We start from the raw sequence: 25,384 nt of genomic DNA on the forward strand, positions 1-25,384 counted from the left end.
TCACCCCCCCATCGGCTGCGGCGCCATCACGGGCTCGAACACGGCCAGGCGGGCGCGGCGCTTGGTGGGCACGGGCTTGTAAACCTGCTTCGTCGCCTCGACGACATGTACCCCGGCAAAGGGCAGCGCCAGCGTGGCGCCCACGCGCTCCCAGGCCACGGCTGAGCGCAGGAACCAGTTGCGCGGCACGGGGGGCATGTAGAGCGCCTCGTCCCAGCCCACGGGCGTGAACAGCGCGCCGCGCAACAGATCCGTGATTTGGGTGCGCGAGAACGGCCGCCCGTGGCCGAACGGGTTATTCTCGGTGCGCGCCCACACGCCGCGACGGCTCGGCACCACGCAGATCAGCCGTCCGCCCGGCGCCAGCACCCGCCACACCTCGCGCAGAACCTCGCCGGCATCGGGCGTCATCTCCAGAAGATGCACGGCGATGACCCGGTCGATCATGCCCGCGCGCAGCGGCAATTCGGTCTCGTCCACCAGCGCGGCGAGGGTCGGGGCTGCGGAGGGCCAGCGTGTCACCCCCTGCGCGCCCGGCATGAATGCGAGGGCGCGCTCGCATTCCTCGCGGAACATGCCGAGATAGGGCGTGGCGTAGCCCATACCGAGAACGGACAGCCCGCGCATATTGCCGGCGCGGGCACGAATGGCCCGGCCGACAAGGCGGCGTGTCACCACGCCGATGGGCTGGGCATAGAAGCTGCGAAGGCCGACAACGTCAGGATACATGGCCGAAGCTTATAGCCTGCGCGATGACGCCTTGAAATCACCACCCTTTTGCGCCACATAGGCGGGGCATGCGGTCGCTTCGTCCGCATCGGGGCCGCGTCGCTCGATGTCCGCTTCGGCTGGGAGCCGGATCCGGTCAGGTTTTCCTGGCCGCTTTTCCGCCTCCACTTCTGAGCCGCGGCAGTCTTCGGCCCCTCATCATCGGAAATCGCCGACGTCCCAGGCCACGCGGGGTGTCTCAACACCCCGTGATTCGCGGTTCGCGCTGCTCGTGCGCGCGGACGCAATCGCCCATGAAAGAACGCTACTTGACCACTTTCAACGAACTCGGCCTTGCCGAGCCGATCCTGAAGGCCCTCGCGGAAGCCAACCACACCACGCCCACCCCGATCCAGATTCAGGCCGTGCCGCAAGTTCTCGCGGGCCGCGATCTCATCGGCATCGCCCAGACCGGCACCGGCAAGACCGCCGCTTTCGCGCTGCCGATCCTGCAGCACCTCGTCACCCACCGCTTCCGTCCCGAGCGCCGCTCGGCCCGCGCGCTGGTGCTGAGCCCGACCCGCGAACTCTCCGGCCAGATCCTTGAGAGCTTCCGCCTCTATGGCAAGCATGTGCGCCCCTCCACCGCGCTCGCCATTGGCGGCGTGCCGATCGGCCGTCAGGCCCGCGCGCTCGCCAATGGCGTCGACGTGCTGGTGGCGACCCCCGGCCGCCTCGTCGACCTCCTGGAGAACAACGCGGTTCGGCTCGACATGGTCGAGGTGCTCGTTCTCGACGAGGCCGACCAGATGCTGGACATGGGCTTCATCCATGCCATCCGCGCCATCTGCGCCCGGCTGCCGGCCAAGCGTCGCAACCTGTTCTTCTCCGCCACCATGCCGCGCGAGATCGAGAAGCTGGCGGATTCGCTGCTGACCGATCCGGTGCGCGTCGCCGTGACGCCGGTCGCCAAGACCGCCGACCGCATCGAGCAGAAGGTGTTCTTCACCGACCGCGCCGGCAAGCCGAACCTGCTGGTCGAAGTGCTCTCCGAGCCCGATCTCGATCGCGCGCTGGTGTTCTCGCGCACCAAGCATGGCGCCGACCGCGTGGTGAAGGGGCTTGCCGGGGCCGGCATCGCCGCCGAGGCGATCCATGGCAACAAGTCGCAGCCGCAGCGTGAGCGGGCGCTCGCCGCCTTCCGCCAAGGTGTCGTCAAGGTGCTTGTCGCCACCGACATCGCCGCGCGTGGTATCGACGTGCCGGGCGTCAGCCATGTGATCAATTACGACCTGCCCAACGTGCCGGAAAGCTATGTCCACCGCATCGGCCGCACCGCGCGCGCCGGCCGCGAAGGCATCGCCATTTCGCTGTGTGACGGCGAGGAGCGCGCTTTCCTGCGCGACATCGAGCGGCTGATCAAGATCACCATCCCCTCGGTCGACCGCCGTGGCGAGAGCCGCCGCGAAGGCGCGCCGCGCCTAGAAGGCTTCCGCTCCGATGGCCCGCGCCCGGCGCGCGAGGAACGCGGGCCGCGTGGCCCGCGCAGCGACGCCCCGCGCGGCGCCCGCCCGTTCAATCGCGGCCCCCGTCCCGAGGGCGAGGCCCGCAAGGACGGTCCCCGCCATGATCGGCCGCACCATGACGGCCCGCGCCACGAAGGCCGCACCGACGGCGTTCGCCGCGAGGGTCCGCCGCGCGAGGGCCGCCGCCCGCCGCGCCGCAAGGCCTACAACGCCGCGCCCTGATCTATCGGGTCGCGAACACCCCGCGCACCGAAAGGAGCGCGGGGTCCTCTGGTGTTTGCTGCCGCGCAGCATTATCAGGACAAGACAAATGCCGGCCGGCAGGGTATTGGCCTAGCGGCAAGGCCGGCAGCAGCCTGTACGAGGAGAGCCATTAATGGCGAAAGAGGAACTGCTCGAGTTCGACGGCACCGTGACGGAAGTTCTGCCCGACGGCAATTTCCGCGTCGTGCTCGACAATGAACACGAGATACTCGCCTATGCGGCGGGCAAGATGAAGAAGAACCGCATCCGCACCATCGTCGGCGACCGCGTCGTCGTCGAGATGTCGCCTTATGACCTTGAGCGCGGACGTATCAATTTCCGTCACAAGACCGGTGGACCGACCCCGCCGATCGGCAGCGGCCAGCGCCGTCCGCCTCCGGGCCGTCGCCGCTGAGGCGCCGGGCGTTTCGCCCGGCCGCCCCGCCTGCCCTCGCCTCGCGCCCTTCGCCCCGCCGGTCAGACCGGCCAGTCGGCGAGGCGCCAGGCCGAATCCCAGAACATCCATTCAAGTTCCGTGGCCCGCTTATAGGTCGCATGCATGCGCGCGAGCACGGCCGGCGACGCGCCATGGGCCGCACGATCGGTGGTGGCGATCACCGCCCGCACCGCCTCGTGGAATTCCTCCCCGGCATAGGTGTCGATCCAGGCATCATAGGGGTTCGGCCGCACCGCGCGGCCCAGAATGTCTCGGCCGACCTCGGCATAGATCCAGAAGCAGGGCAGCAGCGCCGCCAGTGCCACTGGATAGGGCTCGGCATAGGCGGTGGCGATCAGGAAGTTGGAATAGTGGTGGCACACCGGCGACATCGGCGTGCGCGCGAACTCGTCCGCATCGACGCCGAAGCTGTTGAAGAAATCGGTGTGCAGCGAACGCTCCACCACCACCGCGACCTTCGCGGCTTCCGCGAACTGCACCAGTTCGTCCGGGTCCTCCGCCTTCGCCGCCGCAATCGCCAGCGCCCGGCCAAAGGCGATGAGATAATGCGCGTCCTGAATCATGTAATGGCGGAAGCGCTCGCCCGAGAGTGTGCCGTCCGCCAGCGCGGCGTTGAACGGCATGGTGCGGATCGCCTCATAGGTCGGCAGGTTACGGCCCCAGGCGTGCGCGCTGAAGGAATGGGCGCTGAGGGTCGAGCCGTCGCTCATGGCGTTTCCTCCTGACATGAAAAGGGCCGCTGGTGACAGCGGCCCGGATCATACTGGTCTGATTCCCCGGCGGCAAAACCGTGCCGGATGGTTCAGTGCGACGTGCGGGCGTCCGCCTCGATCGCCGCCGCCGCGGACTTCAGCTGTTCAAGGAACTGCTGGCGGCTGGCCCGGATATTCTCGTCGCGGGCGTCCTCGACATCTTCCTGCGCGTCGCGGATCATCTGCGCGAGATTTTCCGCCTTCAGCTCGGCGAGCGGGATGGCGGTCTCGGCCAGCACGGTGAGGCCCGCCGGGTTGGCTTCAGCGAAGCCGCCACGCACGAACAGCTTCTTCGGGCCGCCATCGCCCTTGATCGTCAGCACGCCAGGCTTCAGCGTCGACACGAAGGGCGCATGGCCGGCAAGGATGCCGAACTCGCCCTCGGCGCCAGGGACGATCACCTCGGTCACCGCGCCGGAATAGACGAGGCGCTCGGGCGAGACGAGTTCAAACGGGAAGGTGGCCATGGATCCTCCAGGGGATGCGTCAGCGTCAATGATCGACGCCCCGTGCCGTCAGGGCCGGGGCGCGCGGATCACGCGGCCTCGGCAGCCATCTTCTTGCCCTTCTCGATCGCCTCTTCAATGGTGCCGACCATGTAGAAGGCCTGCTCCGGGAGGTGATCATACTTGCCTTCCACCAGGCCCTTGAAGCCCTTGATGGTGTCGGCGAGGTCGACGAGCTTGCCGGGCGAGCCGGTGAAGACTTCGGCGACGTGGAAGGGCTGCGACAGGAAGCGCTCGATCTTGCGGGCGCGGGCGACGGTGAGCTTGTCCTCTTCCGAGAGCTCGTCCATGCCCAGGATTGCGATGATGTCCTGCAGCGACTTGTAGCGCTGCAGCGTCTGCTGCACCTGGCGCGCCACATTGTAGTGCTCCTCGCCGATGACGAGCGGCGAGAGAATGCGCGAGGTGGAGTCGAGCGGATCCACCGCCGGGTAGATGCCCTTTTCCGCGATCGAGCGCGACAGAACCGTGGTCGCGTCGAGATGGGCGAAGGAGGCGGCCGGCGCCGGGTCGGTCAGGTCGTCGGCGGGCACGTAAATGGCCTGCACCGAGGTGATCGAGCCCTTGGTCGTGGTGGTGATGCGCTCCTGCAGCGCGCCCATGTCGGTGGCCAGCGTCGGCTGATAGCCCACCGCCGAGGGAATACGGCCGAGCAGCGCCGACACTTCCGAACCCGCCTGGGTGAAGCGGAAGATGTTGTCGACGAAGAACAGCACGTCCTGGCCCTGGTCGCGGAAATGCTCGGCGACGGTGAGGCCGGTGAGCGCGACGCGGGCGCGGGCGCCCGGGGGCTCGTTCATCTGGCCATAGACCAGCGCGCACTTCGAGCCAGCCGACGAGCCATTGTGCTCGTGCGGATCGACGTTCACCTTGGACTCGATCATCTCGTGGTAGAGGTCGTTGCCCTCGCGGGTACGCTCGCCCACGCCGGCGAACACGGAGTAGCCACCGTGCGCCTTGGCGATGTTGTTGATGAGCTCCATGATGAGCACGGTCTTGCCGACGCCGGCGCCGCCGAACAGGCCGACCTTGCCGCCCTTGGAGTAGGGCGCCAGCAAATCCACCACCTTGATGCCAGTGACGAGGATTTCCGCCTCGGTCGACTGCTCGGCATAGGACGGGGCCGGCTGATGGATGCCGCGGGTGGTCTCGCCGACCAGCGGGCCGGCTTCGTCCACCGGCTCGCCGATGACGTTCATGATGCGGCCGAGGCACGCCTCGCCGACCGGCACGGAGATCGCGCCGCCGGTGTCCGTCACCTTGGTGCCGCGGACCAGACCTTCGGTCGAGTCCATGGCAATGGTGCGCACGGTGTTCTCACCGAGATGCTGGGCGACCTCGAGCACGAGGCGGTTGCCCTGATTGGTCGTCTCCAGCGCGTTCAGGATCTCCGGGAGGTGATCCTCGAACTGCACGTCCACGACGGCGCCGATGACCTGCGTGATGCGTCCGACATTAGCCATGTTCGTCGTCCTTCCGGGTCCTGCCTCACAGCGCCTCGGCGCCGGAGATGATCTCGATAAGTTCCTTCGTGATCATCGCCTGACGGGTGCGGTTGTAGGTCAAAGTCTGCTTCTTGATCATTTCACCCGCGTTGCGGGTGGCGTTGTCCATCGCGCTCATGCGCGCGCCCTGTTCGGACGCGCCGTTCTCGAGCAGCGCCTTGAAGATCTGCACCGCGAGATTGCGCGGCAGCAGGTCGGTGAGGATTTCGGCCTCGCCCGGCTCGTATTCATAGACCGCCTCGCTGCCCTTGGGCGCTTCGGCGGGGGCGGCGAAGGTCGCCGGGATGAGCTGCTGCGCGGTCGGGACCTGCGAGATCACCGACTGGAAGCGGCTGAAGAACTGCGTCGCCACGTCGAATTCGCCGGCGGCGAACATGGCACCGATCTTCTCCGCGATCTTCTGCGCGTCGGCGAAGGTGGCGCCCTTGTTGGCGCGCAACTCGACGGCCTCGACGATCTGCTTCTCGAACTGACGGCGCAGCGCGTCGTGGCCCTTGCGGCCGACACAGAAGATCTTGACCGTCTTGCCCTGCGCCATCAGCGACAAAGCGCGCTCACGGGCGAGACGGACGATCGAGGAGTTGAAGGCGCCGCACAGGCCGCGCTCGGCGGTCAGCACGATGAGCAGATGCGTCTCGTCCTTGCCGGTGCCGGTCAGCAGCAGCGGCGCGTCCGGCCCGCCGGAAATCGCGCTGGCGATGTTGCCGAGCACGCTCTCCATGCGCTGGGCATAGGGACGCGCGGCCTCGGCCGCCTGCTGGGCGCGCCGCAGCTTGGCGGCGGCGACCATCTGCATCGCCTTGGTGATCTTCTGCGTCGCCTTCACCGAAGCGATGCGATTGCGCAGATCCTTAAGGCTGGCCATCTACCCGATGCTCCGCTCTGCCGATCAGGCGAAAGTCTTCGAGAAGGCATCAAGCGCCTTCACGAGCTTGTCGGCGGTGTCCTTCGAAAGTTCCTTCGAGGTGCGGATGGTGTCGAGAATGTCGGCATGCTTGGAGCGGAGGAACAGCAGGAGGCCCTGCTCGAACTCGCGCACCTTCGACACCGGCAGGGCGTCGAGATAGCCATTGGTGCCGGCATAGATCACAACGACCTGCTCCTCGACCTTCAGCGGCGCAAACTGCGACTGCTTCAGGAGCTCAGTGAGGCGGGCACCGCGGTTGAGCAGCTTCTGGGTCGAGGCGTCGAGGTCCGAGCCGAACTGGGCGAAGGCCGCCAGCTCGCGATACTGGGCGAGCTCGCCCTTGATCTTGCCGGCAACCTGCTTCATCGCCTTGATCTGCGCCGAGGAGCCGACGCGCGACACGGAGAGGCCGACGTTCACCGCCGGGCGGATGCCCTGGAAGAACAGGTCGGACTCGAGGAAGATCTGGCCGTCGGTGATCGAGATCACGTTGGTCGGGATGTAGGCCGACACGTCGTTGGCCTGGGTCTCAATGACCGGGAGGGCGGTCAGCGAGCCGGCGCCGTTCTCATCATTGAGCTTGGCGGCGCGCTCGAGCAGGCGCGAGTGGAGATAGAACACGTCGCCGGGATAGGCTTCGCGGCCCGGCGGGCGGCGCAGCAGCAGCGACATCTGGCGGTACGCCACGGCCTGCTTGGACAGGTCATCATGGATGATGAGGGCGTGCATGCTGTTGTCGCGGAAGAACTCGCCCATGGCGGTGCCGGCGAACGGCGCCAGGAACTGCATCGGCGCGGCGTCGGACGCAGTGGCGGCGACGACGATGGAATATTCCAGCGCGCCCTGCTCTTCCAGCACCTTCACGAACTGGGCGACGGTGGAGCGCTTCTGGCCGACCGCGACATAGACGCAATACAGCTTCTGGCTCTCCGGCGCATCGCCGGCGTTCAGCGGCTTCTGGTTCAGGATCGCGTCGAGCGCCACGGCGGTCTTGCCGGTCTGGCGGTCGCCGATGATCAGCTCGCGCTGGCCACGGCCGATCGGGATCAGCGCGTCGATGGCCTTGAGGCCGGTCTGCATCGGCTCATGCACAGACTTGCGCGGAATGATGCCGGGGGCCTTCACGTCGACGCGGCGGCGCTCGGTGTATTCGATCGGACCCTTGCCATCGATCGGGTTGCCGAGGGCGTCGACGACGCGGCCGAGCAGACCCTTGCCGACCGGAACGTCGACGATGGCGCCGGTGCGCTTGACCGTCTGGCCTTCCATGATCTCGCGGTCGGAACCGAAGATGACGACGCCGACATTGTCGATTTCGAGGTTCAGCGCCATGCCGCGCGTGCCGTTCTCGAACTCGACCATCTCGCCCGCCTGGACGTTGTCGAGACCGTAGATACGGGCGATGCCGTCACCGACGGAGAGGACCTGACCGACCTCGGAGACTTCGGCTTCCTGGCCGAAATTCTTGATCTGCTCCTTGAGGATCGCGGAAATTTCAGCGGCGCGGATATCCATCAGCGAACCTCTTTCATCGCAGTGCGGATCGAATTGAGCTTGGTCTTGAGGGAAGCGTCGACGAGCTTCGAGCCGACCTTGACCTTCAGGCCGCCCAGGAGCGAGGGATCCACCTCGATGGCGAGCTTGACGTCCTTGCCGGTCAGCGTGTCGAGCGACTGCTTCAGCGTAGCGGCGTGGGCCTCCGACAGCGGCTGCGCCACGGTGACTTCCGCCGTCACCTCGCCCTTATAGGCGGCGACGAGCAGGCTGAAGTCGCGAATGATGGTCTCGACCGTGAACAGACGGCGGTTGGCCGCCACGGTCTTGAAGAAGTTGGCGGCGAGGCCGGTGATGCCCGCCTTGGCGAGCAGGGCGGCAACCGCCTTCTCCTGCTCTTCGGAGGAGAAGACCGGGCTACGCACGAGGCGCTTCAGGTCGGCGCTCTCGGCGATCATCGCGCTGAAACGGTCAAGGTCCGCCTTCACCGCATCGACGGCATGGGCGTCGCGGGCCAGCTCGAAGAGCGCCGTCGCGTAGCGTCCTGCCACTCCGGATACGTAGGTCTCGGCCACGTTGCCTCTCTCGGGGCTCGTCCGGAGAGCGCGCCGCCCGGGAGGGGACGCTTCTTCCGGACTGGAAGGATGTGAACTCAAGGCGGCGTAGGGGTTTCCCTTACCCGACAGCGAAGTCGGCGGTTCCCTAACACGGCTCTCCGCATGCTGCAACACGAGCGCGTGAGGGAAAAACCGGGGCAACTGACGCAGCAGCCACAGATTCCCCGCCGCCGCGCCATCTCATGATGCCACAAGGCTTTGCGGGCCCTGCGGCGCATTGTTGCACCGCGCCGCCCGCCCGTTGATGCACCGGCTTTTCCACCCCTGCGCGAGGATGTCGCGGGCTCTGGCATACCAGAGCCCGGTGCCGAGCCGTCGGCAGGCGACGCGGGATCAGTCGCGCGCCACCCGCAGCGCCGCCGCCGCCGCCACCGGGCCGAGCACAAGCGCCGCCAGTGACAGGCCAAGCAGGATCCGGAACGGCGTGCCGAAGGGCACGGTGCCGCCCAGCGCCGTGGCGGTCGTGGCGACGGCGAAAATCAGCACGGGGATGGTCAGCGGCATCACCAGCACCGCCACCAGCAGCCCGCCGCGCCGGAACACGGCGGCGAAGGCGGCTCCGATCAGGCCGAGAAAGGTGATGGCGGGCGTGCCCACCAGCAGGGTCAGCGTCAGCGCCCCGATGGAGGCGGGGGCGAGGTTGAGCAGCAGCGCCAGCACCGGCGCGGCCACCACCAGCGGCAGGCCAGTGGCGATCCAGTGCGCCAGCCCCTTAGCAGCCGCCACCAGTTCCAGCGGCAGCGGGGCCATGGCGAGCACATCGAGCGCGCCATCTTCCGCATCCGCCGCGAACAGGCGGTCGAGCCCGATCAGCGAGGCGAGCAGCGCGCCGATCCACAGAATCGCCGGGCCGATGCGGGCGAGAAGCGCGAGATCCGGCCCGATGGCGAAGGGCGTCACCACGACCACAGCAAGAAAGAAGACGACGCCGAGCCCCGCCCCGCCGCCGGCGCGGAAGGCGAGCCGCAGGTCACGGGCGAGCAGCGCCAGGAACGCCCGGCTCACAGCCCTTCCTCCTGAAGCAGGGTCCTCGCCGGCCGCCAGGCCCCGAGGTCGAGCGCGTCGCTGGGCCCGAAATCAAGCGGGGCATGGGTGGCGGCGACGATCAGCCCCCCCGCCGCCACATGCGCCCGCGCAAGCTCGCCGAAGCGCGCCTGAGCGGACACGTCCAGCGCCGTCGTCGGCTCGTCGAGCAGCCAAAGCGGGCGCTGCGCCACGAGGAGACGTGCCAGCGCCAGGCGGCGCTTCTGCCCGGCCGAGAGCACCGCCACCGGCAGCCGCTCCAGCCCGCCGAGCCCGACCCCCTCCAGCGCCGCGCCGACGGAAAGCGCGGGACGGCCGAGCATGGCGCGCCAGAAGGCGAGATTCTCCTGCGCGGAAAGCGAGGGCTTATGCGCGTCGAGATGGCCGAGATAATGCGTCTCCTCGGCGAAATCGTCCGGCTCCGGAGCGCCGTCGAGGCGCAGCGTGCCCGCCTCTGGCCGCGCCAGCCCGGCGAGAAGGCGCAGAAGCGAGGATTTGCCGGTCCCGTTCGGGCCGGTGACGATGAGCGCTCGTCCCGCCTCGAGGGTGAAGCCGAGCCCCTGAAAAAGCAGGCGCACGCCGCGTCGGCAGGCGAGATCAGCTACCACCAGCCGCATCAGAGGCCCCGCGCCCAGAAGCTGCCGACGCGCCGCACAAATTTCCAATGCATCGCGTCATGCCCTCTAGGATCGAAGTTTGAAATGGCTCTATATAGAAAACTGAACGATGCGCCCGGCGCCCTGCCAAAGCCCGCGCGAGCTGAGCTATAGCCCGCGAGCCCACTTCCTTCCAAGGCCCGGCGCATCCTGTCACTTTGTTAGCGGGGATCTGCCAGCCGTGACGTCGCTCGACAGCTTCAAATGCCGGAAAACTCTCACCGTCGGTTCCAAGACCTACGTCTATTACAGCCTGCCGGAGGCGGAGAAGAACGGCCTCGACGGCGTCTCGGCCCTGCCCTTCTCGATGAAGGTGCTGCTGGAGAACCTGCTGCGCTTCGAGGACGGGCGCTCCGTCTCGAAGAAGGACATCGTCTTCATCAAGGACTGGCTGGTCAATCGCGGCAAGGTCGAGAACGAGATCGCCTATCGCCCCGCCCGCGTGCTGATGCAGGACTTCACCGGCGTTCCCGCCGTGGTCGATCTCGCTGCCATGCGCGACGCCATGGTGCATCTGGGCGGTGATCCCAAGCGCATCAACCCGCTGGTTCCTGTCGACCTCGTCATCGACCATTCGGTGATCGTCAATTTCTTCGGCAACAACGCCGCCTTCGGCAAGAATGTCGAAGAGGAATACAAGCAGAACCAGGAGCGCTACCGCTTCCTGAAATGGGGCCAGTCGGCCTTCGACAATTTCCGCGTGGTGCCACCGGGCACCGGCATCTGCCACCAGGTCAACCTCGAATATCTCGCCCAGACCGTGTGGACGAAGGATGAGGACGGCGTCACCGTCGCCTATCCCGACACCTGCGTCGGCACCGACAGCCACACCACCATGGTCAACGGCCTCGGCGTGCTGGGCTGGGGCGTGGGTGGCATCGAGGCGGAGGCGGCCATGCTCGGCCAGCCGGTCTCCATGCTGATTCCCGAGGTGATCGGCTTCAAGCTCACCGGCGAGATGAAAGAGGGCATCACCGCCACCGATCTCGTGCTCACCGTCACCCAGATGCTGCGCAAGAAGGGCGTGGTCGGCAAGTTCGTCGAATTCTTCGGCCCGGGCCTCGACAACCTCTCGCTCGCCGACCGCGCCACCATCGGCAATATGGCGCCGGAATATGGCGCGACCTGCGGCTTCTTCCCCGTCGATTCGGAAACCATCGCCTATCTCGACGAGACCGGCCGCACCGACGATCGCATCGCGCTGGTCGAGGCCTATTCCAAGGCGCAGGGCATGTGGCGCACGGCGGGCACGGCCGATCCGGTCTTCACCGATGTGCTGGAGCTCGACATCTCCACCGTGCTGCCGTCGCTCGCCGGCCCCAAGCGCCCGCAGGACCGGGTGCTGCTCTCCGGCACCAAGCAGGGCTTCCTCGCGGCGCTGGAAGGCGAGTTCAAGAAGGCGGGCGAGACCGCCAAGCGCGTGCCGGTGGAAGGCACCGACTATGATCTCGGCCATGGTGATGTGACCATCGCCGCCATCACCTCCTGCACCAACACCTCGAACCCCAGCGTGCTGATCGCCGCCGGCCTGCTCGCCCGCAATGCGGTGGCGAAGGGCCTGAAGTCCAAGCCCTGGGTAAAGACCTCGCTCGCGCCCGGCTCGCAGGTCGTGGAAGGCTATCTCGCCTCCGCCGGCCTGCAGGACGACCTCGACGCGCTCGGCTTCAACCTGGTCGGCTTCGGCTGCACCACCTGCATCGGCAATTCCGGCCCGCTGCCGGAGGCGATCTCCGAGGCGATCAACAAGAACGACCTGATCGCCGGCGCCGTCATTTCGGGCAACCGCAATTTCGAAGGCCGCGTGAACCCGGACGTGAAGGCGAACTACCTCGCCTCCCCGCCGCTCGTCGTCGCCTACGCCATTGCCGGCTCGCTGCAGATCGACCTTTCCACCGAGCCGCTCGGCACCGGGTCGGACGGCCAGCCGGTCTATCTCAAGGACATCTGGCCCTCGAACCAGGAAATCGCGACCTTCATCCGCGAGAACGTCACCAAGAAGATGTTCCAGGAAAAGTACTCGGACGTGTTCAAGGGCGACGAGAACTGGCAGAAGATCGCCATTCCCGCCGGCGAGACCTATGCCTGGGACGACCGCTCCACCTATGTGCAGAATCCGCCCTATTTCGAGGGCATGCGGATGGAGCCGGAGCCGGTCACCGACATCATCAAGGCACGGGTGATCGGGCTGTTCCTCGATTCCATCACCACCGACCACATTTCCCCGGCCGGTTCGATCAAGGAAGCGAGCCCGGCAGGCGCCTATCTGCGCGACCATCAGGTCCGCCCGGCCGACTTCAACCAGTACGGCACACGGCGCGGCAACCATCAGGTGATGATGCGCGGCACCTTCGCCAATATCCGCATCAAGAACCAGATGCTGGCCGGCAAGGAAGGCGGGTTCACCCGCCACTGGCCGGATGGCACCGAGATGCCGATCTACGACGCCGCCATGCTCTATAAGCAGGAAGGCGTGCCCACCGTGGTCTTCGCCGGCAAGGAATATGGCACCGGCTCCTCGCGCGACTGGGCGGCCAAGGGCACGGCGCTGCTCGGCGTCCGCGCCGTCATCGCCCAGAGCTTCGAGCGCATCCACCGCTCGAACCTCGTCGGCATGGGCGTGGTGCCGCTGGTGTTCCAGAACGACGAATCCTGGCAGTCGCTCGGTATCAAGGGCGACGAGATCGTCACGCTGAAGGGCATTGAGGGCGACCTCAAGCCGCGCCAGACGCTGATCGCCGAGATCCTCTTCGCCGACGGCACGATCAAGAACGTCCCGCTCACCTGCCGCATCGATACGCTGGACGAGCTGGACTACTTCCGCAATGGCGGCATCCTGCCCTTCGTGCTGCGCAATCTCGCCGCCTGAACCGACCGCGTGTCTTGACATCGGGCCGGCACAGGATACCTCCTGTGCCGGCCCTTTCATGTCCGAACCCTCCGCCCAGCACACCTCGCCACGTCACGCCGGCGTCAACGGCGACACCCGAATGTGACTGGTGGCGCGCCCCGTGTCGTCCTATTGCCTTGGACGCAGGCCCGCTGGCGATCCCGGCACGTGCCCGCGTCGAACCCTGCGAGGGCGGCCTTTAGGCGGGCTGCCCGCTGCGTGCCCTGAGTCCCCGCGCCCAAGGACAAGCGCCCGACATGTCCCTGACCGCCGCTTCCGCTTTCGGCCCGCCCGTCCGCGCCTCTCTCTTCACCCGTGCGCTGTTTTGGGGCGTTACCCTCGCCCTGATGAGCCTGCTTTTCGCTCCTGCCACGGCCCATGCCGAGGACATGCCGGTCAAGGCCGAGCCGGTGAAGCCGATCACCGCGCCCAAGGCGGTGATCGAGCTGTTCACCAGCCAGGGCTGCTCCTCCTGCCCGCCGGCCGACAAGCTGATGGGCGAGCTCGCCGCCCGCTCCGATGTGCTCGCGCTCACCCTGGCGGTGGATTACTGGGACTATCTCGGCTGGAAGGACACGCTCGCCAAGCATGGGCATTCGCTGCGCCAGAAGGCCTATGCGCATATGCGCGGCGACGGCAAAATGTTCACCCCCCAGGCGGTGGTGAACGGACGCGCTATGACCATCGGCTCGGACCGGGCGGCGCTGGAGCGCGTGCTGGCCGCCAGCCCCGCCCCCGTCGTGCCGGTGTCGGTCGAATCCGTCGCGGGCAACGTCACGGTTCAGATCGGCGCCTTGCCCGGGGCGGCCAAGGCCGAGGTGTGGCTTTGCCCGGTGGCGAGCCGCATGGAGGTTGAGATCGGCCGGGGTGAGAATGAGGGCGCCCGCGTCGTCTACCACAATGTGGTGCGCGGCTGGGTGCGGCTCGGCAGCTGGGAAGGGATGCCCGCCCGTTTCGACGTCCCGGTCCACCGTGCGCCCGGCGAGGGCGTCGACGCGGTGGCGGTGTTCGTCCAGACGGGCTCGTCCACCGAGCCCGGCACCATGGTCGGGGCGGCACTGCAGCCGCTCGACTGAGCACGTGGACATCTGATGAGACGTACGACTGTGTCCGATGATACTTGGACAACCGAATCACGGCCTCGTTAACTGAAAACACAAGGCTGCCCGAATTCGGCCGTTGCGATGCCCCGAGCGCCCTCCATCCTGGCATCATAGCGTTGGGCCGGTTCGCGAGCGCATCGGTTTCCCAGCCCCCCAGCCCCCCGCGGTGTTTGTGGGCCGGCCTGACGCTACCTAGGTTCAATCCCCGAATTGCTCTTCAGGGCCGGCCATGTCGCCGGCCCTTTTTTCGTTCCCGCCCCTCTCATCGCCCGCGCCGCACCGCCGGCGTGCGTACGGGGGCTTGAAGCCGCGCGCCGGGCGTTGGATCATGACGGCGACATGACACGGTTCAGCCCACAGGCCCGCTCACGCCGGGCCGCACAGGCCGGAGGCGCCGCGTGGCGGACATCGAGCCCATAGCCTTGCCGGCCGGTGCGCGGGTTGACCGCGTCACCTTCGACCGGCGCGAACTCGACCGCATCCTCGATCTCTACGGCCGCATGGTCGCCCTGGGCGAATGGCGCGACTACGCCATCGATTTCACCCGCGACAAGGCGGTGTTCTCCATTTTCCGCCGCGCCACCGAGGTGCCCATCTACCGCATCGAAAAAGACCCGCGCCTCGCCCGCAAACAGGGCGCCTACACGGTGGTGTCGCAAACCGGCCTCATCCTCAAGCGCGGGCATGAGCTTGCGCGCGTCATCGCGGTGCTGGAAAAGCCGCTGCGCGCCGTCAACTGACCGGCCTTTCACATCGATTCGGAGATCTAAATGCGCAGCCTGACTGTCGCCGCCACTCAAATGCGCTGCGACTGGGATATCGAGGGCAATATTGCCCGCGCCGAAGCCCTGGTGCGCGAGGCCGCCGCGCGGGGCGCGAAACTCATCCTGCTGCAGGAACTGTTCGAGACCCCCTATTTCTGCCAGGACCAGCTGCACGAATTCCTCGACCTCGCCAGGCCCTTCGAGGGCAATCGGCTGGTGGCGCATTTCGCCCGTCTGGCGAAGGAGCTGGGCGTCGTGCTGCCGGTCTCCTTCTTCGAGCGTGCCGGGCCGGCGGCCTTCAACAGCGTCGCTATGGTCGACGCCGATGGCGAGGTGCTCGGCCTCTACCGCAAGAGCCATATTCCCGACGGGCCGGGCTACACCGAGAAGTTCTATTTCTCGCCCGGCGACACCGGCTTCCGGGTCTGGAACACCGCGGTCGGCCGCATCGGCGTCGGCATCTGCTGGGACCAGTGGTTCCCGGAATGCGCGCGCACCATGGCCCTCCTCGGCGCCGAAGTGCTGCTCTACCCCACCGCCATAGGCTCCGAGCCACATGATGCGAGCCTCGATTCGGCCGGCCACTGGCAGCGGGTGATGCAGGGCCATGCCGGCGCCAATCTGATGCCGGTCATCGCCTCCAACCGCATCGGCCGCGAAGAGGGCCGCAACGGCACCGCCATCACCTTCTACGGCTCCTCGTTCATCGCCGGGCCGACCGGCGAGAAGGTCGCGGAAGCCGGGCGGGAGGAAGAGACCGTGCTCACCGCGACCTTCGATCTCGACGGCATCGCCCGCCAGCGCCACAGCTGGGGCGTGTTCCGCGACCGCCGGCCGGAGCTTTACGCCCCGGTGCTCACCCTCGACGGGCGGGCGCCGACGCGGGCGATCGGGTGAGAGCATGAGCGAGACCCTCTCCACGCTTCCCGCCGCCGACGGCTTTCGCATGCCGGCGGAATGGGAGCCGCATGCCGGCACTTGGATGATCTGGCCGGAGCGGCCGGACAATTGGCGCGCCGATGCCGAGCCGGCGCAGGCCGCCTTCGTCGCGGTCGCCAGCGCCATCGCCCGTTTCGAGCCGGTCACCATGCTGGCGAGCCCGCGCCAGTGGCGCCACGCCCGTGCCGCCCTGCCGCCCACGGTGCGGGTGGTGGAAGCGACCTCGGACGATTCCTGGTGCCGCGACAGCGGGGCCACTTTCCTTACCGATGCGCGCGGCCGGCTGCGCGGGGTGGATTGGGGTTTCAACGCCTGGGGCGGGCTCTACACGCCCTGCGACCAGGATGAACTGATCGCCGCCAAGATGCTGGAGATCGAGCGCGCGCCGCGCTACGCCGCCCCGCTCGTTCTCGAAGGCGGCTCGATCCATGTCGACGGCGAAGGCACGGTGCTGACCACCGAGGAATGCCTGCTCAACCCGAACCGCAACCCGGACCTCACCCGCGAGGAAATCGAGCAGCATCTCAAGGATCATCTCGGCGTCTCCAAGGTGCTCTGGCTCGGTGCCGGCCTCGTCGATGACGAAACCTCGGGCCATATCGACAACCTCGCCTGCTTCGTCCGCCCCGGCGTGGTGGCGCTCACCGGCTGCGACGACCCGCTCGACCCGCAATACGCCATCTCCAAGGATGCGCATGAGCGCCTGTCGAGGATAACCGACGCGCGCGGGCGCGCCCTCGAGATCGTCACCCTGCCGCTGCCCGGCCCGCTGTTCCGCACGGGCGAGGAAGCGCTCGACCTCGGCACCGAGCCCGGCACGATGTCGCGGCGTCCCGGCGAGCGCCTCGGCGCCTCCTACGCCAATTTCTATCTCGGCAACGGCTTCGTGCTGATGCCGCTTCTGGATCCGGCGAAGGACGAGGAAGCGCGCACCGTTCTCGCCCGGCTGTTCCCGGACCGCGAGGTGGTGGGGGTGCCGACGCATGAGATCATTCTCGGCGGTGGCAATATCCATTGCATCACCCAGCAGCAGCCGCTGGGCACGCCGGGCTGAAGCTACGGCTTCACGAGCCCCAGCCGGATCAGGCTCTCGGCCGTCGCGAGGATCGCCTCTTCCGCTGGGCGCGGCAACCAGCCGAGCGTCTCCCGCGCCTTGGCGGGGGTGGCGCTGCGGCGGATGCCGAGCCGGGGGACGGCGAGCCGCGCCGTTGGCAGCACCAGCGCGGCGAGGCGCACGGCGAGGTCGGGCAGCTCAAAGCGCGGCACCCGCCGGGCCGCCGGGCCGAGCCCGTCGCGCAGCGTGCGCGCGATACCGGCGAATGACACCGCCGCGCCTGTCGTTGCCAGAAAGCGCTCGCCCGCCGCTTGTGGCGCGGTCATCGCCTTCACGTGCAGATCGGCGACATCGCGCACGTCAACCAGCCCGAGATAAATCCGGGGCAAGGCGGGCACCGCCCCGTCGAGCAGCGCGCGCACGAGATCGAGCGAGGCGGACATGTCCGATCCCAGCGCCGGGCCGAGCACCACCACGGGATTGACGGTCGCAAGCTCCATGCCCGCGCCGGCGCCGGCGATGAAGTCCCATGCCGCGCGTTCGGCCAGCGTCTTGGAGCGCGTATAGGCATCGACCCCTTCGCCATCCGGGTAGGTCCAGTCGCGCTCGTCATAAAAATCGGCCCGCGGCGCGCGTCCATAGCCCACCGCCGCGAAGGACGAGGTCACCACCACCCTCCGCACCCCGGCTGCCCGCGCCGCGCTCAGGACCCGCAGCGTCCCCTCGCGGGCGACGGCGATCAGCGCCGCCTCATCGCTCGCCGCCATGCCCGCCGGCACAGGGGAGGCGACGTGGAGCGCGTAATCGCAGCCTTCCATCGCGGCGGACCAGCCGTCATCGGCGAGCAGATCGGCGGCGTAAAAACTCAGTTGTGCCGGCGCCGGCTCGCCGCCCGCCGCCAGCTGGGCGCGGGCGTCGGCCTCTCGCCCCATGCCGCGCAGCGTCGCCCGCACCTCGTGCCCCTCGCGCAGCAAAGCGAGGATGACATGGGCGGCGATGAAGCCGGACCCACCGGTGACGAGCACCCGCGCCATCAGCCCTCCCCCCTTGCAGCGGCGCCGAGCATCTTCAACGCGGCGCAGGCAGCGCCGAAGCCATTGTCGATGTTCACCGCCACCACGCCGGGCGCGCAGCTGGCCAGTGCCGAGGTCATTGCCGCCTTGCCGCCCTCGGCGACGCCATAGCCGACGGAGGTCGGCACCGCGATGACCGGCGCCGCCACCAGCCCGCCGAGCACGCTGAACAGCGCCCCCTCCATCCCCGCCACCGCGATCACCACCCGGCAGGCACGGATCTCCTCGATCCGCTCCATCAGCCGCCACAGCCCGGCGACGCCGACATCGGCGACGAGGCTTGCGCCGTGCCCGTTGAATTCGAGGGTGCGCACCGCCTCGCGCGCCACGGGCAAATCCGACGTACCTGCCGCCACCACGGCGACGCGCGGCCCGGAGAGCGCGACCTCCCCGCCCAGCACGGCGGTGCGGGACAGCGGGTCATAATCCACCCCGGCGCGGGCCGGCTCGTCCAGCGCGGCGAAGGCCGCCGGCTCCAGCCGTGTCAACAGCAGCCGCGCGCCGCGCACGCGAGCGGCGGCGAGGATTTCCGCGATTTGTGCCGGCGACTTGGCGCTGCACAGCACCGCCTCGGGAAGACCCGTGCGCGCGGCGCGGCCCCAGTCAAAGGTGAAATCCATGGCTCAGGCTTCCATGGCCGGCGCGCCGACGAACATGGCACCACGGCGATAGGGCCGGCTTCCGGCATAGACCCGCCCGGCCCCGGCGCAAAGCTCCGTCATCAGCGCTTCGACGGCGCGCTCCCGGCCCGTCGCTCCCTCGCCCAGCTCCACAGCGACGCCCTGATGGATGATCCGGCAGCGCAGCGTGCCGCCACCGGTGAGCGCGGCGAGCCGGCGCTCCGCCAGCTCGACAAAGGCGAGGTCGCCCGCATCAATGGCGATCCCGGTCTCGACCCGGCTGGCGAGGCAGGGCTGCGCCGGCAGTTCCGCCACCGCGCCGAGGCCGAGCGCGCGGGCCAGCGCCCGGACATCCGCCTTGGTCATTCCCGCCTCGATGAAGGGATGCACCACGCGCCGCTCGGCGGCGGCGATCAGGCCGGGGCGATAATCGCCGAGATCGTCGAGATTGGCCCCCGAGGCGATGGGCCGGTCCGTGAGCCCGGCAATGCGATCATAGAGATTGGTCTTGCAGAAATAGCAGCGGTTCACCGGATTGTCGCGGTAGCGCGGATCGTCGAACTCGCCGGTGCCGGTGACGATCAGCTCCCAGCCCTGCGCCGCCGCCATCGCCCGCACCCGCGCCGTCGCCTCCGCCGGCACCGCCGGGGAAACGGCGTGGATCACGCTGAGCGGCAGGCCTTCGGAGTGCGCGAAGCTCGCGAGGGTGAGCGAATCCACCCCGCCGCTCACCGCCACCGCCAGAGCGGGGAAGCGACCGAGCACACGCGCCAGCCGCGCGGCCGGCAGCATGGCCGCCGCGTCACTCATCGCCGCGCTCCGCCCGCTGCTTCAGCGCCCGCCGCGCCGCCAGCGTGTCTCCGGTGAGCGCGTCGCTCTCGGCTTTCACCGTGTCGCCGCCCGGCCGCGCCGCCCGCTTCACCGCCACGCCCGCCACCTCGCCGGCCGCGCGTTTGAGGACCAGCCGCCGCTCCTCGCGCCGCCGCAGCCCCAGCGTCGAGGTCTGTGCGAAACAGGCTTGCGCCACCGCCTCCGCTCGGTCCGGCCGCACCAGCAGCCGCAGCGCCACCATGGGCCGCCCTTTCTTGCCGAAGCGCTGGCCGAGGCTGACATCGAGCACGCCCGACTCACCACGCAGAAGCTCCATCGCGGTGCCAATCTCCTCGCCGGTCATGTCGTCGATCTCGCATTCCAGAACGGTGACCACATCGCCCGCCAGCGTATCGCCTTCCGCCGCAACCGGCTCGAACACCAGCGCCCGCAGCACATTGGGCAGGCCAGGGAGGTCACGTGTGCCCGCCCCATTGCCGGAGGCGACGAGCCGCCCGCCGAGGGGAGCACCGGAGCGCGCCAGATGTTTGAGGATCGCCGCGCCGGTCGGCGTCACCCGCTCCCCGGACACACCGTCGTCGCGCCAGTCGAAACCTTGCAGCAGGGCGGCGGTGGCCGGCGCCGGCACCGGCAGCAGCCCGTGCTGCGTCTTCACCAGCCCACCGCCGAGCGGCAAAGGCGAAACCGTCCACACCGCACCTTCGAGCGCGGCCGCGAGGCTGCCGGCGGCGACCACATCGAGCAGCGAATCCCAATCCGCGATTTCGTGGAAATGCACCTCCTCCACCGGCACGCGGTGCAGAGCGGATTCGGCCTGGGCGATGAGGCTGAGGATCGCCAGCGCATGGCCGGAAGTCCCCGCGCCGAGCGGCACCGCCTCGATCCGCGCGACCATGTCGCGATAGGTGCCGGCACTGTGGCAGTGGGGATGATGAGCCGGCTCACCACTCCCACGCGCGCCCTCATCCCCGGGCTCGACCCGGGGACCCAGCGCTTCCACGAGGACCGCAGGCGAAGTCTGGGTGGCCGGGTCAGGCCCGGCCATGAGGGCTAAAGAAGGGTGAGCGCTGTGGGTGTGGGAATGGGAATGCCCGCCCTCCAGCCCGAAGCGCCGCACAGCGAGGCCTCCGCTCAGCCCTTCGCGCAAAAACGGCTCCCCCACCCCTTCCGGCAGCACGGCGCGGGCATCGGCCAGCACGCGCGGGGCGAGGTCGGGGAAGGCGTCGAGCAGCGCCGCGACGAACATGTCGCCGGCGACGCCGCCCACCGCATCGAGATGGATGCGTCTCACGCCGCTGGAGGTCACGCCGCCGCCTGCTGTTCCCGGCAGACCGGAATCACATAGGGCCCCTCGGGAATGATCGCGAGCGCGTTGTCGCCGGACCGCGCCAGGCTCGCCGCGATCGCCGCATTGAGATCGGGCACGAGCTCCACCGCGGTGATGCGCCGCTCCTCCTCGGAGAGCCCGGTCGTGTAGAGCTGGATGCGGCCGACGCGCATGGGTTTCAGCTGCATCTCGGTCTGCCATTCATCGACATCGGCCAGCGTCTTGGCGGTCAGCGTGGCGAGGAAGCGCTCCGGGCCCAGCTCCACCAGCCGCGCCTGTGCGGCGCGGAATTCCTCGCTGCCGAAGCCTTCCGAACATTCCGAGGCGATGATGAGCGTGCCGCCGGGCTCCAATATGTCGAGCGGCGTCACCATGCCCTTGACCGTCTGGTAATAGGTCTTGTCCAAGGGATAGCCGGCTGAGGATGTTACCACCGTGGCGTAACGGCGCGGCGTCTCGATGATGGTGGCCCCCTCGACGAAGTCCACCGCCGCGAGATGGCTGGCGATGATCTCGCCGAAAGAGACGAAGACAACGTCCCGCTCCTCATCCAGCACCGTGTTCAGCGCATAGACATCGCCGAGCTTGCGGACGATCTCCAATTGCTCCTCATGCAGCGGATTGCCAATGAGGTTGCACTGCACCGCCAGCGGGTCTTCCATGAAGCGGGCGGAATGGAAGGTGCGGATGGTCTGGTGCCCGGCGACGCCCGGCGCCACCACTTTGCGCCCGCCCGACCAGCCGGCCATGAAATGCGGCTCGACCAGCCCGGTGGCGATGCGCAGCTCGGCTTCCACGAAGCGGCGATCGATGAAGACAGGCGTGCCGCGCGTCGCGGTGGGGCCGAGATCGACATGAGCCGCCTCGTCGCGGGCAAAATGATTCTCGACCCTTACCGTCTCCAGCACCCAAGGGTCGCCGACGAGCTCGGCGAGCTCTTCGCCTTCATTCGGCCGGTGCAGGCCGGTCGCCACCAGCACGGTGATGCCGGCGGCGGGAATGCCGGCCGCCATCAGCGTCTCGATCATCGGCCGCAGGAACAGCCGGTTCGGCACCGGGCGGGTGATGTCGCAGATGAGGATGCAGGCGCTGGTGCGCCCCTCGGCGAGGGCGGCGAGCGGTGCCGAATCGATCGGGTTGTCGAGCGCATGGCGGATGGCCGCCGCATTGTCCGGCAGCTTGGGCAGCGTCGCCTTGCGCAGCACGGTCGGCTTCGCCCCCGGGGGAAGGCTGAGATGCAGCGCGCCGCGCCCGAAGGCGAGTTCGAGACCCGTGTCAGACATGGCCGATCCTTCAACTCCACGCGCGGCCACAGGTCCACCCTCCGACCGCTTCAGGGCTAAGGATATCCCGCCGCCACCTGCGCATAAACCCGCAAGTGGGTCACGAAGACGAAGGCGCGGCTCAGATCACGGTGACGGCCGGCGCCCCCTCCACCGCTCGGCCGATGAGGGCGGCGCGGGGGAAACCGGCGGCGCGGATTTCGGAAAGCACCCGCTCCGCCGCGTCCGGCGCCACCGCCACAAGGAGCCCGCCCGAGGTCTGCGGGTCGGTGAGCAGGTGCCGCTCCGCCTCCGGCAGCCCGTCGGGCAGGCGCACCCCCTCGCCATAGCTCGCCCAGTTGCGGTGCGAGGCTCCGGTGACGAATCCCGCCTGCGCCAGCGCGCGGGCGTCGCCAAGCAGAGGCAGCGCCGCCGCCTCGATCTCCAAGGCGAGTCCCGAGCCCCGCGCCACTTCCAGCCCATGGCCGAGGATGCCGAAGCCGGTCACGTCGGTCACCGCATGCACGGCCGCGTCCCGGCCGAGCGCGGTGCCGACGCGGTTCAGCGTCGTCATCGAAGCGATCATCTCGCCATAGGCGGCGGGGGAGAGCTTCTCCTTCTTGAAGGCGGCGGAATAGATGCCCACACCCAGCGCCTTCGTCAGGATCAGCGCGTCCCCGGCAAAGGCGGTGCTGTTCTTGCGGATCTGCTCCGGCCGCGCCGTGCCGATCACCGCCAGCCCATAGATCGGCTCCGGCGCGTCGATGGAATGGCCACCCGCCACGGGAATGCCGGCCTCCGCCGCGATGGCGGCGCCGCCCTTCAAGATCTCACGCACCATGGCCGGTTCCAGCTTGCCAAGCGGCATGCCGAGAATGGCGAGCGCCAGCAGCGGCTTGCCGCCCATGGCGTAGACATCGGAAATGGCGTTGGTGGCGGCGATGCGACCGAACTCGAAGGGCTCGTCCACCATCGGCATGAAGAAGTCGGTGGTGGCGATGAGGCAGGTGTCGTCGTCCAGCTGGTAGACCGCCGCGTCGTCGCCGGTCTCCGTGCCGACCAGCAGATTTGTGAAGCCCGTGCTGGCCGGCTGTTCGGCGAGCAATTCGCGCAGCACCGAGGGCGCCAGCTTGCAGCCGCAACCGCCGCCATGGGCGAGGCTGGTGAGGCGGAACGTGGCGGCGGAGGCCGGGGTGTCGAGCATGGCATGTCTTCCTTGTCGTCGGCACGGACGCGGCGGTCGCCTGCGTGCTTCGAGGCCCGGCTGTGCCGGGCACCTCAGGATGACGTGAGTTTGACGCCCGTCATGCTGAGGAGCGGGGCAACGCCCCGCATCTCGAAGCACGCAGGCCGCTCACGCCGCCACTTCGCTCGCCTTGATCACATAGGCGAAGGCGTCGGGGTCGAGGCAGTCATGGCGCAGGCTCGCCACTTCCGCCTGCGGGTACATGAGGAAGCCGAGTTTGGGCCCGGAAGAGCCCGGCAGGGCGATGTCGTGGCCGTAATTATAGGCGAGCCAGTTGCCCTCCCAGGAGCCGAACAGCACCTTGCGCGCCGCCACCACCTTGGCGTCGTCGAGCGCGTTCTTGCCCGGCGGTTCCTCCAGCACGACCTTGCGCACATCGGCGGGGTCGGCCGGCACCCAGCCGAACCCCTCCAGCCACACCTCGGCGCGGCAGTGCTGCGCCTTGGAGATGGTAGGCGAATTGGCCCCGAGGCTCTTATAGCCGAAGGCGGAAGGCGCCACGCGGATACCGTAGAGATCGCGGGCGGGAATGCCGGCGGCGCGGTTCAGCCCGACGAACAGCGCGTTGAGATCGGCGCATTTCCCGCCGAGATTGCCGCTCGCCAGCAGCGAGGCGGCATCGCCGGTGCCGCAGCCGCGCGTCGCCGCGTTACGATAGGTGTTCTCAACCACCCATTCATAGATGGCGCGGGATTTCTCAAGGTCCGAGGTCTTGCCGGCGATGATCTTGTCGGCGGTCGCCTTGACGATGCCGTCGGTGGGGATGAGGTCGGTGGGGGCGAGGAACAGCGCCCGCTCCTCCGCCGACAGCCCCGCCACCGCACCGGGCGCGGCGAAATCGGTGGCTCGGTCGCGGGTGGAAAAGCGCGAGGTGATTTCGACACTGGGCTTTTCCTCGCCCGGCGCCCAGGTCAGATGCAGCATCTGCGCGCCGTAATGCGGGTCCTTCACCACTTCCGCCGTGGCGGCGTTGGTCTTCCAGGTGCTCTCCCCCGGTTTCATCCAGTCGGAGGCGGTGTAGGAGGGCAGCGGCACCCAGGCTTGCGCCGGGCCGGCCTTACCCTCCACCGGCTTCACGTCCAGCACCGTCACCACCTCGAAATGGCGCCATTTGCCCGGCTTCGGCGCGAAAGCGGCGGCAGCGGCCGGGCCGGCGGCTTGTGCCAAGGCGGCGTGCGGCGCGGCGGCGACGGCGGCAAGGGCGACGCCGGTCTTGAGGAAGTCACGGCGAGTGGTCATGGCGCATTCTCCCGGGATTCATCCATATTGAGCGAGGGCAGCCGCGCGCCTTCCAGCGCGGCGGCGGGGTCGGCGAGCCTGTCGAGCAGGCGGTCGGCGGCGGGGTCGTCCCAATCCATCGGGCCGTCGGCGTAGAGGCGCAGCGTGTGCGAGGCGTCGAGCACGAAGGTCGCGGGCAGGCCGGCGACCTTCCACGCCTTCAGCGCGGCGCGGTCCTCGTCCAGCAGCACGGGGAAGGGCACAGGTTGTGTGGCGAAGAAGCGCCGCACCCGCACCGGCACCTCGCCCACATCGATGGCGAGAAGGACGAGCGGTCCCTCGCCGCGTCGGTCGGCAAGTCGCGCAAGGCCCGCCATTTCGTCGCGGCAGGGCGCGCACCAGGTCGCGAAGAAGTGAATCAGCACCGGCCGCCCGTGCAGCGCCGCGAGGCTCTGCGGCCCATGATCGAGTGAGGGCAACGCCAAGGGCGGCGGTACCGCGCCCAGCGGCAGCGGCGCGCCGGCATGAGCGGGTTGCCCTTCCGCCAGCGCCCATGACGCTAGGGAAGCAACAGCCGCCAGCAGGATGAGGTTCTTTCCGCCCCGACACGCGGGAGCCGCAGAAGCGAGCACGGGCGCAATGCTGCGCCGGGGGCGGGAAATCGTC

24 protein-coding genes are annotated in these 25,384 nt (G+C 68.5%); 7 read left to right on the forward strand and 17 right to left on the reverse strand.

The genetic code is table 11. The annotated features are described in order from the left end of the window. Nucleotides 1–729, reverse strand: a complete 729-nt coding sequence (locus ACP2AH_RS11135) for a class I SAM-dependent methyltransferase (protein ID WP_421699233.1) — start codon at nt 727–729, stop codon at nt 1–3. Between the two features lie 293 nt (nt 730–1,022). Between ACP2AH_RS11135 and ACP2AH_RS11140 the strand changes: the two genes are divergently transcribed. Next, entirely contained in the window at nt 1,023–2,456 is a 1,434-nt protein-coding gene (locus ACP2AH_RS11140) for a DEAD/DEAH box helicase (RefSeq protein WP_244450191.1), read from the forward strand. 154 nt (nt 2,457–2,610) lie between these two features. Beyond that, complete coding sequence (gene infA, locus ACP2AH_RS11145; RefSeq protein ID WP_013168254.1) at nt 2,611–2,892, forward strand: translation initiation factor IF-1; 282 nt, start codon at nt 2,611–2,613, stop codon at nt 2,890–2,892. A gap of 62 nt (nt 2,893–2,954) precedes the next feature. On the opposite strand, the gene tenA is transcribed toward infA, so the two are convergent. The 8 genes from tenA to ccmA all read right to left on the reverse strand — a co-directional run bounded on the left by tenA (nt 2,955) and on the right by ccmA (nt 10,355). Further along, nucleotides 2,955–3,644, reverse strand: a complete 690-nt coding sequence (gene tenA, locus ACP2AH_RS11150) for a thiaminase II (protein ID WP_425105860.1) — start codon at nt 3,642–3,644, stop codon at nt 2,955–2,957. A 92-nt stretch (nt 3,645–3,736) separates the two neighbouring features. Then, complete coding sequence (locus ACP2AH_RS11155; protein ID WP_425105861.1) at nt 3,737–4,153, reverse strand: F0F1 ATP synthase subunit epsilon; 417 nt, start codon at nt 4,151–4,153, stop codon at nt 3,737–3,739. 68 nt (nt 4,154–4,221) lie between these two features. Next, a complete protein-coding gene (gene atpD, locus ACP2AH_RS11160; RefSeq protein WP_425105862.1) occupies nt 4,222–5,655 on the reverse strand; it encodes a F0F1 ATP synthase subunit beta in 1,434 nt (477 codons plus the stop codon). 25 nt (nt 5,656–5,680) lie between these two features. Beyond that, nucleotides 5,681–6,562 (reverse strand): F0F1 ATP synthase subunit gamma, encoded by an 882-nt coding sequence (locus ACP2AH_RS11165; RefSeq protein ID WP_425105863.1) that lies wholly within the window; start codon nt 6,560–6,562, stop codon nt 5,681–5,683. Nucleotides 6,563–6,586: 24 nt separating this feature from the next. Continuing rightward, on the reverse strand, nt 6,587–8,119 hold the full coding sequence (atpA, locus tag ACP2AH_RS11170; RefSeq protein ID WP_244450186.1) for a F0F1 ATP synthase subunit alpha: 1,533 nt from the start codon (nt 8,117–8,119) through the stop codon (nt 6,587–6,589). Further along, on the reverse strand, nt 8,119–8,673 hold the full coding sequence (locus ACP2AH_RS11175; RefSeq protein ID WP_425105864.1) for a F0F1 ATP synthase subunit delta: 555 nt from the start codon (nt 8,671–8,673) through the stop codon (nt 8,119–8,121). The genes atpA and ACP2AH_RS11175 overlap by 1 nt, the downstream gene beginning before the upstream one ends. Nucleotides 8,674–9,048: 375 nt before the next feature. Next, a complete protein-coding gene (gene ccmB / locus ACP2AH_RS11180) occupies nt 9,049–9,720 on the reverse strand; it encodes a heme exporter protein CcmB (protein WP_425105865.1) in 672 nt (223 codons plus the stop codon). After that, a complete protein-coding gene (gene ccmA, locus ACP2AH_RS11185; RefSeq protein ID WP_425105866.1) occupies nt 9,717–10,355 on the reverse strand; it encodes a heme ABC exporter ATP-binding protein CcmA in 639 nt (212 codons plus the stop codon). The genes ccmB and ccmA overlap by 4 nt, the downstream gene beginning before the upstream one ends. A gap of 220 nt (nt 10,356–10,575) precedes the next feature. On the opposite strand from ccmA, the gene acnA reads away from it, so the two are divergent. The 5 genes from acnA to aguA all read left to right on the forward strand — a co-directional run bounded on the left by acnA (nt 10,576) and on the right by aguA (nt 17,141). Continuing rightward, nucleotides 10,576–13,260, forward strand: a complete 2,685-nt coding sequence (gene acnA / locus ACP2AH_RS11190; RefSeq protein WP_425105867.1) for an aconitate hydratase AcnA — start codon at nt 10,576–10,578, stop codon at nt 13,258–13,260. A gap of 278 nt (nt 13,261–13,538) precedes the next feature. Beyond that, the gene (locus ACP2AH_RS11195; protein WP_425105868.1) at nt 13,539–14,357 is read left to right on the forward strand and encodes a DUF1223 domain-containing protein; all 819 of its coding nucleotides are present in this window, start codon (nt 13,539–13,541) and stop codon (nt 14,355–14,357) included. A 425-nt stretch (nt 14,358–14,782) separates the two neighbouring features. Next, nucleotides 14,783–15,124, forward strand: a complete 342-nt coding sequence (locus tag ACP2AH_RS11200) for a DUF2794 domain-containing protein (RefSeq protein WP_244450180.1) — start codon at nt 14,783–14,785, stop codon at nt 15,122–15,124. A 30-nt stretch (nt 15,125–15,154) separates the two neighbouring features. Further along, nucleotides 15,155–16,045: an N-carbamoylputrescine amidase gene (aguB, locus tag ACP2AH_RS11205; protein ID WP_425105869.1), complete on the forward strand. Its 891-nt coding sequence runs from the start codon at nt 15,155–15,157 to the stop codon at nt 16,043–16,045. Between the two features lie 4 nt (nt 16,046–16,049). Then, nucleotides 16,050–17,141: an agmatine deiminase gene (gene aguA, locus ACP2AH_RS11210; RefSeq protein ID WP_425105870.1), complete on the forward strand. Its 1,092-nt coding sequence runs from the start codon at nt 16,050–16,052 to the stop codon at nt 17,139–17,141. Between the two features lie 2 nt (nt 17,142–17,143). On the opposite strand, the gene ACP2AH_RS11215 is transcribed toward aguA, so the two are convergent. The 8 genes from ACP2AH_RS11215 to ACP2AH_RS11250 all read right to left on the reverse strand — a co-directional run bounded on the left by ACP2AH_RS11215 (nt 17,144) and on the right by ACP2AH_RS11250 (nt 25,203). Then, complete coding sequence (locus ACP2AH_RS11215; protein ID WP_425105871.1) at nt 17,144–18,175, reverse strand: SDR family oxidoreductase; 1,032 nt, start codon at nt 18,173–18,175, stop codon at nt 17,144–17,146. Next, nucleotides 18,175–18,834: a nickel pincer cofactor biosynthesis protein LarB gene (gene larB / locus ACP2AH_RS11220; protein WP_425105872.1), complete on the reverse strand. Its 660-nt coding sequence runs from the start codon at nt 18,832–18,834 to the stop codon at nt 18,175–18,177. Before larB ends, ACP2AH_RS11215 begins: the two co-directional genes overlap by 1 nt. A 3-nt stretch (nt 18,835–18,837) precedes the next feature. Beyond that, a complete protein-coding gene (locus ACP2AH_RS11225; RefSeq protein ID WP_425105873.1) occupies nt 18,838–19,644 on the reverse strand; it encodes an adenine nucleotide alpha hydrolase in 807 nt (268 codons plus the stop codon). After that, nucleotides 19,637–20,971, reverse strand: a complete 1,335-nt coding sequence (locus tag ACP2AH_RS11230; RefSeq protein ID WP_425105874.1) for a LarC family nickel insertion protein — start codon at nt 20,969–20,971, stop codon at nt 19,637–19,639. Before ACP2AH_RS11230 ends, ACP2AH_RS11225 begins: the two co-directional genes overlap by 8 nt. Then, the gene (gene larA / locus ACP2AH_RS11235) at nt 20,968–22,275 is read right to left on the reverse strand and encodes a nickel-dependent lactate racemase (protein WP_425105875.1); all 1,308 of its coding nucleotides are present in this window, start codon (nt 22,273–22,275) and stop codon (nt 20,968–20,970) included. The genes ACP2AH_RS11230 and larA overlap by 4 nt, the downstream gene beginning before the upstream one ends. A 121-nt stretch (nt 22,276–22,396) precedes the next feature. Further along, complete coding sequence (gene selD, locus ACP2AH_RS11240) at nt 22,397–23,458, reverse strand: selenide, water dikinase SelD (RefSeq protein ID WP_425105876.1); 1,062 nt, start codon at nt 23,456–23,458, stop codon at nt 22,397–22,399. Between the two features lie 150 nt (nt 23,459–23,608). Next, nucleotides 23,609–24,739: a transglutaminase-like domain-containing protein gene (locus tag ACP2AH_RS11245; protein WP_425105878.1), complete on the reverse strand. Its 1,131-nt coding sequence runs from the start codon at nt 24,737–24,739 to the stop codon at nt 23,609–23,611. After that, on the reverse strand, nt 24,736–25,203 hold the full coding sequence (locus ACP2AH_RS11250) for a TlpA disulfide reductase family protein (protein WP_425105879.1): 468 nt from the start codon (nt 25,201–25,203) through the stop codon (nt 24,736–24,738). The genes ACP2AH_RS11245 and ACP2AH_RS11250 overlap by 4 nt, the downstream gene beginning before the upstream one ends. Nucleotides 25,204–25,384 lie beyond the last annotated feature (181 nt).

The organism is Ancylobacter sp. (assembly GCF_965249975.1).
Classification (GTDB): Bacteria; Pseudomonadota; Alphaproteobacteria; order Rhizobiales; family Xanthobacteraceae; genus Ancylobacter.